The sequence below is a fragment of the Shimia sp. genome, assembly GCF_041624275.1.
Taxonomy (GTDB): domain Bacteria; phylum Pseudomonadota; class Alphaproteobacteria; order Rhodobacterales; family Rhodobacteraceae; genus Shimia.
On sequence record NZ_JBFJVE010000076.1, the window covers coordinates 1 to 12,716 of the forward strand.

At 66.4% G+C, this 12,716-nt stretch carries 13 protein-coding genes; 7 read left to right on the forward strand and 6 right to left on the reverse strand.

Translation table 11 applies throughout. The features are described 5' to 3' along the window. Window positions 1-87: 87 nt before the first annotated feature. Genes ABZD10_RS07780 through hisA form a run of 3 tightly spaced genes read right to left on the reverse strand, consistent with a single transcriptional unit; the run spans window position 88 to window position 1,705 of the window. Entirely contained in the window at window positions 88-519 is a 432-nt protein-coding gene (locus tag ABZD10_RS07780; RefSeq protein ID WP_372885616.1) for a YqaA family protein, read from the reverse strand. Beyond that, complete coding sequence (locus ABZD10_RS07785) at window positions 516-980, reverse strand: DUF2867 domain-containing protein (RefSeq protein ID WP_372885618.1); 465 nt, start codon at window positions 978-980, stop codon at window positions 516-518. The genes ABZD10_RS07780 and ABZD10_RS07785 overlap by 4 nt, the downstream gene beginning before the upstream one ends. A 2-nt stretch (window positions 981-982) precedes the next feature. Next, window positions 983-1,705: a 1-(5-phosphoribosyl)-5-[(5-phosphoribosylamino)methylideneamino]imidazole-4-carboxamide isomerase gene (gene hisA, locus ABZD10_RS07790; protein WP_372885620.1), complete on the reverse strand. Its 723-nt coding sequence runs from the start codon at window positions 1,703-1,705 to the stop codon at window positions 983-985. Between the two features lie 140 nt (window positions 1,706-1,845). Between hisA and ABZD10_RS07795 the strand changes: the two genes are divergently transcribed. Further along, window positions 1,846-2,232, forward strand: a complete 387-nt coding sequence (locus tag ABZD10_RS07795) for a DUF2147 domain-containing protein (protein WP_372885621.1) — start codon at window positions 1,846-1,848, stop codon at window positions 2,230-2,232. Between the two features lie 149 nt (window positions 2,233-2,381). On the opposite strand, the gene hisH is transcribed toward ABZD10_RS07795, so the two are convergent. Next, complete coding sequence (gene hisH, locus ABZD10_RS07800; protein ID WP_372885622.1) at window positions 2,382-3,020, reverse strand: imidazole glycerol phosphate synthase subunit HisH; 639 nt, start codon at window positions 3,018-3,020, stop codon at window positions 2,382-2,384. 5 nt (window positions 3,021-3,025) lie between these two features. Beyond that, the gene (gene hisB / locus ABZD10_RS07805; protein WP_372885623.1) at window positions 3,026-3,613 is read right to left on the reverse strand and encodes an imidazoleglycerol-phosphate dehydratase HisB; all 588 of its coding nucleotides are present in this window, start codon (window positions 3,611-3,613) and stop codon (window positions 3,026-3,028) included. A 231-nt stretch (window positions 3,614-3,844) separates the two neighbouring features. On the opposite strand from hisB, the gene ABZD10_RS07810 reads away from it, so the two are divergent. Beyond that, window positions 3,845-5,680, forward strand: coding sequence for a BCCT family transporter (locus tag ABZD10_RS07810; protein ID WP_372885624.1), 1,836 nt, complete (start codon window positions 3,845-3,847; stop codon window positions 5,678-5,680). Window positions 5,681-5,741: 61 nt separating this feature from the next. On the opposite strand, the gene guaD is transcribed toward ABZD10_RS07810, so the two are convergent. Then, a complete protein-coding gene (gene guaD, locus ABZD10_RS07815; RefSeq protein WP_372885625.1) occupies window positions 5,742-7,034 on the reverse strand; it encodes a guanine deaminase in 1,293 nt (430 codons plus the stop codon). Between the two features lie 127 nt (window positions 7,035-7,161). Here guaD and mgtE point away from each other — a divergent pair, with 127 nt between their 5' ends. The 5 genes from mgtE to ABZD10_RS07840 form a co-directional block, all read left to right on the forward strand. Further along, a complete protein-coding gene (mgtE, locus tag ABZD10_RS07820; RefSeq protein WP_372885627.1) occupies window positions 7,162-8,556 on the forward strand; it encodes a magnesium transporter in 1,395 nt (464 codons plus the stop codon). 9 nt (window positions 8,557-8,565) lie between these two features. Further along, complete coding sequence (locus tag ABZD10_RS07825; RefSeq protein WP_372885628.1) at window positions 8,566-9,120, forward strand: 5-formyltetrahydrofolate cyclo-ligase; 555 nt, start codon at window positions 8,566-8,568, stop codon at window positions 9,118-9,120. A gap of 149 nt (window positions 9,121-9,269) precedes the next feature. Further along, a complete protein-coding gene (locus tag ABZD10_RS07830; protein ID WP_372885629.1) occupies window positions 9,270-10,088 on the forward strand; it encodes a TIGR00282 family metallophosphoesterase in 819 nt (272 codons plus the stop codon). Between the two features lie 7 nt (window positions 10,089-10,095). Next, the gene (locus ABZD10_RS07835) at window positions 10,096-10,992 is read left to right on the forward strand and encodes a DMT family transporter (protein WP_372885630.1); all 897 of its coding nucleotides are present in this window, start codon (window positions 10,096-10,098) and stop codon (window positions 10,990-10,992) included. Window positions 10,993-11,034: 42 nt separating this feature from the next. Then, a partial coding sequence (locus tag ABZD10_RS07840) for an SLC13 family permease (RefSeq protein WP_372885632.1) occupies window positions 11,035-12,716 on the forward strand: 1,682 nt, incomplete at its 3' end.

The window sequence follows — 12,716 nt, forward strand, 5'->3', positions numbered from 1 at the left end:
CAAGACAGGGGATGATACGGGTTTTCAGCATGGCTCGCCTCTGGTTGCCCGGCTTTCATAGAGCGTCGGGGCCGGGATTTCCAGTGCTCAGACAAGGCCGTTGAACAGGCCCAATAGCGCCGCATAGCGCAGGCTCTTGGAGAGGCTCACCAAGAGCAGGAAGCGCCCCCAGTGCATGCGCATCACCCCGGCCGCCACGGTGATGGGATCGCCGACAAGGGGCAGCCAGGCGCCGAGCACCGAATACTGCCCCCAACGGGCGAACCAGGCCTGGGCCCTTTCCAGCTGGCGTGGTTTGACCGGGAACCAGCGCCGGTCCTGAAAGCGCAGCGCGTAGCGGCCGAGCGCGTAGTTGACCAGCGAGCCGAGGATATTGCCCAAACTGGCCACAGCAAGTAGCAGCGCCAGACCATAAGTGCCCTCATTAGCGAGCAGCAAAAGCGCCGCCTCCGAGCCTCCGGGCAGCAATGTGGCGGCGGAAAAGGAGATCAGGAACAGGCCGGGCAGGGACCAGCTCATGCGCGGGCTCGGTCCGGGTGCCAGACCTGCCGCACCGCACTGCGCACGATCAAAACGTGAAACGGCATGATCGCTGTCAGGTAGAGTCGCCCCAAACGATTATTGGTATGCACCCAGGTGGCGAAATAGGCATGGGTTCCGTCTGCCAGCACCGAAATGCGGAAATTCAGGTGGCTGTCGTCAAAGCCAAGGATGATCTCCCTGTCGTTGCGCGCATCGATCGGGAAGGGGCCGATCTTGGCACCGCTTGGAACAGCGCCGCTCAGCCCCAGAGGCGCCACAAGGATGTTGCGCAGCCTGAGCAGCGCCCGGGCCCAGAACGGGAAGGCCATGGCCCGCGCCGCCACCTCATCCACAGGCAGCGGTGTCGCGCAGGCATAGCAGTCAAGAAAGTCGCCCGGCCGGACATAGTGGTGCAACAGGGCGCCTTTCGGAAGCTCCGTCTTGACGGTGCCGGACACGCTCAGGCCTTGAGCACCGCAAGCGCCTCTTTCAGGTCGATCGCCCCGTCATAGAGCGCCCGGCCCGAGATGGCGCCGTTCAGCGCCGCGCCGCAATTCTTCAGCGCCTTCAGATCGTCGATCGACGACACCCCACCCGAGGCGATCACCGGGATCGACACCGCATTGGCCAATGCGGCCGTGGCCTCGACATTGGGGCCCTGCATGGCGCCGTCACGGTTGATGTCGGTATAGATGATCGCCGCCACGCCGGCGTCTTCGAAGCTTTTCGCCAGATCGGTGACCATGACGTCGGTTTCCTCGGCCCAGCCCTTGGTCGCCACCCGGCCATTGCGCGCGTCGATGCCGACCGCCACCTTGCCGGGAAATTCCCGCGCCGCCTCGCGCACCAGATCGGGGTTTTCCACCGCCACGGTGCCCAGGATCACCCGCGCCAGCCCCCGGTCGATCCAGCGCGCGATGGTGGCCATGTCGCGGATGCCGCCGCCCAGCTGGGCCGGCACTTTGGTCTGCTTGAGGATTTCTTCCACCGGGGCGGCATTCACCGGCGCGCCGGCAAAGGCGCCGTTCAGATCCACCAGATGCAGCCATTCGCAGCCCGCCTTGACGAACTCCAGCGCCTGCGCGGCGGGGTTCTCGTTGAACACGGTCTCCTGGGCCATGTCGCCATGCACGAGGCGCACGGCATTTCCGTCTTTGAGGTCGATGGCAGGGTAGAGGATCATGGTTATACCTATGGGCAGTCTGCGTTTTGCCGTGGTGTGGCACGGGGGCTGCGGAAATGCAATGTGACCCCAAGTCAGGGTTGATCGGTGCCCGCAGCTGCCGCAGACTCGCGTCAGCAGCTTTCTGGGAGGAAATGGTGATGAAGAAGATGATCTTGGCGGCGGCGCTGATGCTGGCCGGGGCGGGCGCGGCGCTGGCCGATCCGGTGCTGGGCACCTGGAAGACCGAGGTGGATGACGGGGCCTATGCCTATGTCGAGATGGCGCCCTGCGGCGCGGCGATCTGCGGCACCATCGCCCGCACCTTCAATTCCGGCGGCGAATACCAGTCGCCCAATCTGGGCAAGTCGCTGGTGCGCAACATGAAACCGCAGGGTGACGGCTATTACAAGGGCAAGGTCTGGCGGCCCTCGAACGACAAGATCTATATCGGCAAGATGGAGCTTGAGGGCAACCGGCTGAAGCTCAAGGGCTGTGTGGCCGGCGGGCTCTTGTGTTCGGCGCAGAACTGGACCCGGGTCAACTGAGCCTGACCGGGGCCTGACCCTTTCCTGAGACTGCGACGGGCCGGTAACGGCCGGGCCCGCCGCGTCTGCGCGCGCGGAAGGGGCCGGAGCCTCCGGCGGGGATATTTTTGGCAAGAGAAAGCGGCTGGCGCGGCATCAGGGCGCGCCGGTCACGGGGTCCAGCGCAGGAAATTGCCGATCATCCGCAGCCCGACGTGCTGGCTTTTCTCGGGGTGGAACTGCATCCCCAGCATGGTGTCGCGGCCGATGATCGCCGTGACCTCGCCGCCATAGTCGACATGGGCGATCCGCTCGCCGGGCTCGGCGACGTGGAACTGGTAGGAATGGACGAAATAGGTATGATCGCCGGTCGCGACCCCCTCGAGAACCGGGTGCGGGCGTTCGATGACCAGATCGTTCCAGCCCATATGCGGCACTTTCAGCGCCCGGTCAGACGGGGTGATCCGCCTGACATCGCCCGCGACCCAGCCCAGACCGGGGGTTTCTTCATATTCGTGGCCGGTCGTCGCCATCAGCTGCATGCCGACGCAGATGCCGAGAAAGGGGCGGCCCTTCTGTTCGACCGCCTCGACCATGGCCTCATAGATGCCCTTGTGGCCGCGCAGCTCGGCCGCGCAGGCCGGAAAGGCGCCGTCGCCGGGCAGCACCAGCCGGTCGGCGCGCGCCACCACGTCGGCCTGTGAGGTCACCACGACCTCGCCGCCGTCGACCTCGCGCGCCATGCGCTGAAAGGCCTTTTCGGCCGAGTGCAGGTTGCCGCTCTCGTAATCAATGATTGCAGTCAGCATCCGGCCTACAGCGCCCCTTTGGTCGAGGGGATGGCATCGGCCTTGCGCGGGTCGGTCTCGACCGCCTCGCGCAGGGCACGGGCCACCGCCTTGAAGGTCGCCTCGGCGATGTGGTGGCTGTTGAAGCCGTGGATCCGGTCGACATGCAGGGTGATGCCGCCATGGGTGGCGAAACCCTGGAAGAATTCGCGCACCAGCTCGGTGTCGAATGTGCCGATCTTCGGGGTCGGCAGCGTGACATTCCAGATCAGATAGGGGCGCGCCGAGAGGTCGAGCGCGGCGCGGATCTGGGTGTCGTCCATCGGCAGATGGCAACTGGCGTAGCGGCGGATGCCCTTCTTGTCGCCCAGCGCCTGGCTCAGCGCCTGACCCAGCGCGATGCCCACATCCTCGACCGTGTGGTGGTCGTCGATGTGGTAATCGCCCTTGGCGCGCACCGTCATGTCGATCAGCGAATGGCGCGACAGCTGGTCCAGCATGTGATCGAAGAATCCGACGCCGGTCTGGTTGTCATAGACCCCGGTGCCGTCGAGGTTGATCTCGACGCTGATTTCGGTTTCCGCGGTCACCCGCGAGACGCTTGCCTTACGCATGGCTCAGCCTTTCCTGTCGTTCCCCACCGCTTATAGGCGCTGTGCCGCGGCGCGGAAAGTCCCAATAGCGCCACCGCGCCGGGGCCATCGCGCAAGCCCGGAGCCACCGATTCGACACGCCCGCGAGCGCCCGGGTGTCGCATTGCGTCCGATTCCCACCGTTTCCGACCGCGAGAGAAGCCGGAAATTGGCCAAAGGATGGCAGATTACAAGTGAAAAGGGAGAAAGTGCATGTCAACCAAACCACCGTTCACGGATTTGAAGATCCGCAAGGCCGGAGGCGGGTTCTACGAAGGCCATAGTGTCGAGATCGCGCTCTTGAGCAAGGGGATCATGATCGCGCTGGTGCTCTGGGCGCTGATCTGGCCGGCCAATGCGCAGGGCACGCTGGGCAGCCTCAACTGGCGCCTGCTCGAGGATTTCAACGCCTTCTACATCGTCATCGTCGGCCTGTTCGCCTTTTTCCTGCTGGTGATCGCGATCCTGCCGCAGACCGGCAAGCGGGTGATGGGCACCCCGGGTGAAAGACCGGAGTTCTCCAATTTCAGCTGGTTCTCGATGATGTTCGGCGCCGGACTCGGCGTCGGGCTGATGGTCTTTGCCACCGCCGAGCCGCTGGGGCTCTGGGGGTCGAACCCGGTGGTGCTGTCCGGCGAGGTCGCCGCCAACAGCGAGGCGGCGGTGCAGTCGGGCTATCGCTATACTTTCCTGCATTACGGCTTCCATGCCTGGGCGATCTATGTCGCCACCGGGCTGGCGCTGGCCTATTACGCCTATACCCGCGAGATGCCGCTGACCATCCGCTCGGCGCTGACGCCGCTGTTCGGCCGCCTGATGAACGGCATTCTCGGCCATGTCGTCGACGTGCTGGGCGTCGTCGCCACCATCCTCGGCGTCTCGGTGACCATCGGCTTCGGGGTGTCGCAGTTCATCGACGGTGCCTATGCGATCACCGGCATGGAATGGATGATGGACATGAGCGGCGAAGCGCCGGCACCGGGCACCGTGGGGCTGGTCGCCGGGCTGTTCGTCATCATGGGCATGTCGATCCTGTCGGCGGTGTCGGGGGTCGGGCGCGGGGTGAAATACCTGTCGAACCTCAACCTGGTGCTGTCGATCATCCTGCTTCTGACCTTCGTGGTCTTCGGCTCGTTCCTGTTTGCCATGACCACCTATGCCTCGGCGCTGGCGGATTACCTGCTGAACTTCTTCTGGCTCAGCTTCGGGGCCTACGGGCCGCAATCCGCGGCCGAATTCGCCGCCGCGCTGCCGGCCGAGGCCGCCCCCTTCGCCGAGGCCCTGAAGGGCGGGGCGACCAATGCCTGGGGCTCGTTCGACGGCTTCAAGTCGGGGCTCGAAGGCGAGGCGGCGGCGCTGTCCGACAGCGTGCTGCAGGCCGCCTATGCCGCCGGCGAAGCGCAGCGCCAGTTCGGCTGGCAGGCCGGCTGGACGACCTTCTACGGGGCCTGGTGGATCGCCTTCTCGCCCTTTGTCGGCCTGTTCCTGGCGCGGATCTCCAGGGGGCGCACGGTGCGTGAGTTCATCGTCGGCTGCGTCTTTGCCCCGGCGCTGGTCTGTTTCGCATGGATGACCATCCTCGGCGGCACCGCGATCGACCTCGAGCTTTCGGGCAGCGCCCAGGGCGCGATCATCGGCGCCTCGAACACCGCCAAGCTGTTCGTGACCCTCGAGCAGATGATCTCGGGCGGCCTCCTGTCGGCGATCACCGTCATGTGCGTGGTGCTGATCATGACCTTCCTCGTCACCTCGGCCGATTCCGGCATCCTGGTGATGAACACGATCATGTCCGGCGGCGAACAGGAGACCGGCATCAAGCACCGCATCGTCTGGGGTCTGATCCTGACCGCGGTGATCGGCACCCTGCTGATCGCCGGGCGCAGCAATGCCAATGGCGATCCGATGGAGGCGCTGAAAAGCGCGATGATCATCGGTGCCTTGCCCTTCACCATGGTGATGGGGCTGATGTGCCTGGCGCTGGCCAAGGCGCTTTATCGCGACGGCAAGCGCGACAAGATCGCCGCCGCCGCGGCAGCCGCGGCCGAATAATCCGGTCGGAAATCAGGGGCCGGGCGGGGCTGATCCCGCCCGGTGCCGCCGCGCCGCCGGCTCAGGCGGTGCGGGCGCCGTTGATCCAGACGTCGCGGATGGCGCGGTCATCGCCCATCATGATGGTCGGGAACAGGGCCTCCCAGATGTCGTCGGCCCGCGCCGCGCGCTGGGCGATGGCCGGGGTCGAGGCCAGGTCGAGCACCACGATATCGGCCTCGTGACCGGGCAGAAGATTGCCGATCCGGTACTCCATGTGCAGCGCCGCCGCCGATCCGGCGGTGCCCAGCCACAGCAGCTGCGCCGGATGCAGCGGGTTGTGGCGCAGCTGGGCGATCTCGTAGGCGGCGGCCATGGTGCGCAGCATCGAAAAGCTCGATCCGCCGCCGGTGTCCGTGGCCAGCCCGACCCGCTGCCCCTCGGCGATCAGCCCGCCCATGTCGAACAGGCCCGAGCCGATGAAACTGTTCGAGGTCGGGCAGTGGATGATGCCGGCGCCGACCTCGCGCAGCCTGGCCCTTTCGCGCGCCTCGAGGTGGATGGCATGGCCGTATAGCCCCCTTTCGCCCAGCAGGCCGAAGGCCTCGTAGGTCTCGAGGTAGTCGCGGGCCTGCGGAAACAGCGATTTCACCCAGTCGATTTCGTCAAGCTGCTCGCTGAGATGGGTCTGCATCAGGCATTCGGGGTGCTCGGCCCAGAGCGCCCCCAGCGCCGCAAGCTGGTCGGGGGTCGAGGTCGGCGAGAAGCGCGGCGTGATCGCATAGTCGAGCCGGCCGCGCCCGTGCCATTTCTCGATCAGCGCCTTGCTGTCGTCATAGGCCGACTGCGCCGTGTCGCGCAGCCCCTCGGGCGCGTTGCGGTCCATGCAGGTCTTGCCCGCCACCACCCGCTGGCCGCGCCGCTGCGCCTCGGCGAAGAAGGCCTCGACCGAGGTCGGGTGGATGGTGCAGTAGCTGACCATCGTCGTCACCCCCTGGGACCGGGTGAGGTCGAAGTAAAGCCGCGCGCATTCGGCGGCATAGCCGGGGTCGCCAAAGCGCATCTCTTCGGGGAAGGTATAGCTGTTCAGCCAGTCGATCAGCCGCTTGCCCCACGAGGCGATGATCCCGGTCTGCGGATAGTGCACATGGGCGTCGACGAAACCGGCGCAGATCAGCCCGGCGCCATAGTCGCGAATCTCGGCGTCGGGATAGGCGTCGCGCAGCGCATCCGCCTCGTCCACCGCCGCGATATGCCCGTCGCGGATCAGCACGCCGCCGCGTTCGCGGTAGTCGGCGACCTCGTCGACGGGGGCGCCGAAGGGGTTGCCGACAAAGCCCAGCGTCCGCCCCAGCAGTAGCGTTGCCCTGCTCATGATCGTCTCCTGTTTGCACGCGCTCCAACCTAGGTCAGGATAATTGCGCTGTAAATCGTCCCCTCGGGATTGAGTTCCGCCCCGGCTTTCCCCTATGGTCCGGCCAGCCAGGACAGGAGGGTGCGTTATGAGCCAACACGATGACCAGATCCCCCCCGAGGCCGATCCCGAAGAGGTCGCCTACACGCTCGACCGGCGCACCATCGCGCTGATTCTCGAGGCGGTCGAGGATCGCGACGGCGCGGCGCTGAAGGCGCTGATGGACCCCCTCCACCCGGCCGATATCGCCGACCTTCTGGAACAGGTGACGACCCACGACCGGACCGAGCTGATCCGGCTCTATGACCGCGAGTTCGACGGCGAGATCCTGTCGGAACTGGACGAAAGCCTGCGCGAAGAGGTGATCGAGCTCCTGCGCCCCGACGTGCTGGCCGAGGCGGTGCGCGAGCTGGAATCCGATGACGTGGTCGACCTTGTCGAGGATCTGGACGAGCCGCAGAAAAAGGCGATTCTCGGGCATCTGGAAGATGCCGACCGGGCGGCGGTGCAAAAGGCGCTGGCCTATCCCGAGGAATCCGCCGGCCGCCTGATGCAGCGCGAGACCGCCTGGGCGCCCGAGCACTGGAACGTCGGCCAGTGCATCGACTACCTGCGCAACGCCGAGGACCTGCCCGAGCAGTTCTATCACGTGATTCTGGTCGATCCCAAGATGCGCCCGCTTGGCAATGTCACGCTGGGACGGATCATGGGCGCGCGCCGCGAGACCCTGCTGCGCGACATCATGGAAGAGATGTTCCGGGTCATCCCCGCGACCCAGGACGAAGAAGACGTCGCCTATGCCTTCAACCAGTATCACCTGATCTCGGCGCCGGTGGTCGACGAGAACGAGCGTCTGGTCGGGGTCATCACCATCGACGACGCCATGGCGGTGCTCGACGAGGAACACGAAGAAGACATCCTGCGCCTGGCCGGGGTCAGCAGCGAAGGCTCGCTCAGCGACCGGGTGGCGGAAACCGCGCGCCAGCGCTTTCCCTGGCTCGGGGTCAACCTGGTGACCGCGATCCTGGCCTCGGTGGTGATCGCGCTTTTCGAGGACACGATCGAGAGATTCGTGGCGCTGGCGGTGCTGATGCCGATCGTCGCCTCGATGGGCGGCAATGCCGGCACCCAGTCGCTGACCGTGGCGGTGCGCGCCATCGCCACCCGCGACCTCACCGGCGCCAACCTGTGGCGGGTGATCCGCCGCGAGGTGCTGGTCGGGCTGGTCAACGGGCTGGCCTTTGCCGTCATCATGGGGGCGGTCGGCTTCCTGTGGTTCGACTCCTCCGGGCTCGGGGTGATCATCGCTGCCGCAATGATCGTCAATCTGGTCGTTGCCGGGCTAGCCGGAACCGGGGTGCCGGTCCTACTGGACAAGATGGGTGTCGACCCGGCGCTGGCCTCGGGCGCGTTTGTCACCACGGTGACCGATGTGGTGGGGTTCTTCGCCTTTCTCGGTCTCGCCTCGATGATGCTGGCCTGAGGGGAAGCGATGCAACTGAGCGAAATCAAGGCGGCGGCGCGCAAGGCCGCCTTTGCCCGCCGCAAACAGGCCTTCGAGGCCGCCGGGCCCGGGCAGTCGGCGCATCTGAGCGCGGTTCTGGCGGGCTATCGCGGCGTGCCGCTGTCGGGTTTCCTGCCGATCCGCACCGAGATCGACCCGGTGCCCGCCATGGCCGAGGCCGCCGCCCATGGCCCGGTCGGGGTGCCGGTGATCCAGGGTGCCGGGCAGGCGCTGAAATTCTCGCGCTGGGAGCCGGAGGCGCGCCTGCGCGACGGGCCCTTCGGCGCCGCGGTGCCGCTGGTGGATGACTTCTTCGAGCCGGAAATCCTGATCGTGCCGCTGGTGGCCTTCGACGCCCGCGGCGGCCGCCTTGGCTATGGTGGCGGTTTTTACGACCGCACCCTCGAGAGGCTGCGCGGCAAGCGGGCGACGCTGGCGATCGGCTTTGCCTTCGACGCCCAGGAGGCCGAGAATCTACCGCTGGAGCCCACCGACCAGCCGCTGGACATGATCGTCACCGAAAGCGGCGTACGCGGTTTCTGATCAAGCGCTTTGCCAAAGCGCTTGGCCTGCGGCGCGAGTATTTTTGGCAAGATGAAACAGGGGCGCAAAGACTTCATCTCGCCGCAAATACTCAAAGAAAATGCATCGCCTCTTGTCCGGGCGCCGCGAAGGCGATACGCCATCTCGTCATGAAAATACTGTTTCTCGGTGATGTCATGGGGCGCGCGGGGCGTGCCGCCATCAAGGAAAACCTGCCCCGGCTGCGCGAAGAATGGCGGCTCGATTTCGTCGTCGTCAACGGCGAGAATGCCTCCAACGGCATGGGGCTCAGCGGCGATCACGCCAAGGGGCTGCTGGACGCCGGCGCCGATTGCATCACGCTGGGGGATCATGCCTTCGACCAGAAGGACATGATGCAGTTCATCCAGACCGAGCCGCGCATCATCCGCCCCGAGAACTATGCCCATGGCGATGTGCCGGGGCGCGGCTACCGGGTTTTTGAGGCGCGCGGCGGACGCCGGGTGCTGGTGGCGCAGCTGCTGGGGCAGGTGTTCATGAAACGCCCCTTCGACGATCCGTTTTCGGCCGCCGACCAGATCCTGCGCAAACATCCGCGCGGCGGCATGGTGCAGGCCTCGATCATCGACATCCATTGCGAGGCGACCTCGGAAAAGATGGGCATGGGGCATTTCTGCGACGGGCGCGCCAGCCTCGTGGTCGGCACCCATACCCATGTGCCCACCGCCGATACCCAGATCCTGCCGGGCGGCACCGCTTTTCAGTCCGATGCCGGCATGTGCGGCGATTACAATTCGGTGATCGGCATGGAAAAGACCGAGCCGATGCGCCGTTTCGTCACCGGCATGCCCAAGAGCCGTTTCACCCCGGCACTGGGCGAGGCGACCCTGGCCGGGGTCTATGTCGAGACCGACGATCGCAGCGGCCAGGCCATGCGCATCGAGATGGTGCGCCGGGGCGGGCGGCTGAGCCCGGCCGGACCGGCCTGACGGCGCCGTGGCGGGGCTGCGCTTTCCGGCGGTGCTTCTCGGGCTCGGCGCCGGCTGGGGGCTGACCCAGCCGCTGACCAAGATCGCCGTCAGCGACGGCTACCTGCCGCTGGGGCTGATCTTCTGGCAGCTGGTGATCGGGGCGCTGGTGCTGGCGGTTCTGCGGCTGGCGACCGGCCGGTCGCTCGCCCTGCCGTGGCGCAGGCTGTGGTTCTTTCTCCTGATTGCGCTTCTCGGCACGGTGCTGCCCAATTCCTTTTCCTATCGCGCGGCGGCCTTCCTGCCCTCGGGGGTGATGTCGGTGGTGATCTCGCTGGTGCCGATCTGCGCCTTTCCCATCGCCCTGTTGCTGGGCACCGACCGTTTCGGCCTGCGGCGGCTTGCCGGGCTGCTTCTGGGGCTGGCCGGGGTGGTGATTCTGGCCGCCCCCGAGAGCCTGCCGGATCCGGCGATGGTGCTTTGGATCCCGGTCGCGATGGTGGCGCCGCTGTGCTATGCGCTCGAGGGCAACCTGGTGGCGCGCTGGGGCATGCAGGGGCTGGGGCCCGGCCAGGTGCTGTTCGGCGCCTCGGTGGTGGGGGCGGTGGTGGCGCTGCCGCTGGCGCTGGCCTCGGGGCAGTTCATCGACCCGCGCACCGACTGGGCGGCGCCGGAATATGCGCTGGTGGCCGCCTCGGTGATCCATGTGCTGGTCTATACCGGCTATGTCTGGCTGGTCGACCGGGCGGGATCGGTCTTTGCGGCGCAGGTCGCCTATGTGGTCACCGGGGCCGGGGTCATATGGGCGATGCTGCTGCTGGGCGAGCGCTATTCGCTGTGGATTTGGGCAGCGATGGCGCTGATCGCGCTTGGCATGGCACTGGTGCAGCCGCGCCGCGCCAATCAGCTTGCTGAGGGGCGGTGATTGCGCAAGAATACCTGCACAGACTAACTGGGACGGGCTTGCATGCTCCAATATTTCGATGTTTCGCAGACCGCGCAGGCCGTGATCGCGCTGGGCGTGGTGGTTGCCATGTTCGTCCTGTTCATGCGCGAGGCCTATCCGGCCGAGGTGGTGGCGATCACCGGCGCCTCGGTGCTGCTGGCGCTGGGGCTTCTGCCCTATGAGCAGGCGCTGGAGGTGCTGGCCAACCCGGCGCCCTGGACCATCGTCGCCATGTTCATCGTCATGGGGGCGCTGGTGCGCACCGGGGCGCTTGACTGGTTCACCCAGCTCGCCGAATCCCAGGCCGACCGCAGCCCGGCGATCGCCATCGGGGCGCTGATGGCCTTCGTCATGTTCGCCTCGGCCTTCGTCAACAACACCCCGGTGGTGGTGGTGATGATCCCGGTCTTTGTCCAGCTGGGGCGCAAGCTCAGGATCTCGGCCAGCAAGCTGTTGATTCCGCTGTCCTATGCGGCGATTCTCGGCGGCTGCCTGACGCTGATCGGAACCTCGACCAACCTGCTGGTCGACGGGGTGGCGCGGGCGCGTGGCCTGGCGGCGTTTTCGATCTTCGAAGTCACCCCGCTGGCGGTGATCCTTGCCGTCTGGGGGGCGCTCTACCTGCGTTTCATCGCCCCGCGCCTGCTGCCCGACCGCGACAGCATGGCCGACCTCCTGTCGGACAAATCGGCCAAGAAATTCTTTACCGAGGCGGTGATTCCGCCGGATTCCAACCTCATCGGCCGCGAGGTGACCTCGGTGCAGCTGTTCAAGCGCGAGGGCGTGCGGCTGGTCGACGTGATCCGCGGCGATGCCTCGCTGAGGCGCAACTTGCAGGGGGTGATGTTCGAGGTCGGCGACCGGGTGGTGCTGCGCACCAAGATGACCGAGCTTCTGAGCCTGCAGCGCGACAAGAGCCTGAAGCGGGTCGATCAGGTCTCGGCGGTCGAGACCACCACCGTCGAGGCGCTGATCACCCCCAACTGCAAGATGGTCGGCCGCCGGCTGGGCGACATGCGGCTGCGCCGCCGCTTTGGCGTCTATCCGATCGCCGCCCATCGCCGCGACAGGAACATCGGCCGCCAGCTCGACGATCTGGTGGTGCAGGCCGGCGATACGCTGCTGCTCGAGGGGGCGCCCGAGGATATCCAGCGCCTGGCGGCCGAGATGAACCTTCTGGATGTCTCCAAGCCCACCGACCGCGCCTATCGGCGCAGCCATGCGCCGGTGGCGGTGCTGGCGCTGGGCGCGGTCGTGGTATTGGCCGCGCTCGGGGTGGCGCCGCTGCTGCTGCTGGCGATCATTGCCATGGCGGCGATCTTTCTGACCCGCTGCATCGACAGCGACGAGGCCTTCGGCTTCGTCGACGGGCGGCTGCTGGCGCTGATTTTCGCCATGCTGAGCGTCGGCGCGGCGCTGGAAAGCTCGGGGGCGGTCGAGATCATCGTGCAGGGGCTGGCCCCCTTCCTCAGCGATCAGTCGCCCTTCGTGGTGATCTGGTCGCTGTATCTTCTGACCTCGATCCTGACCGAGCTGGTGTCGAACAATGCCGTGGCGGTGGTGATCACGCCGATCGCCATCGGGCTGGCCTCGGCGATGGGAATCGATCCACGCCCGCTGGTGGTGGCGGTGATGGTGGCCGCCTCGGCCTCATTCGCGACGCCGATCGGCTATCAGACCAACATGATGGTCGATGGCCCCGG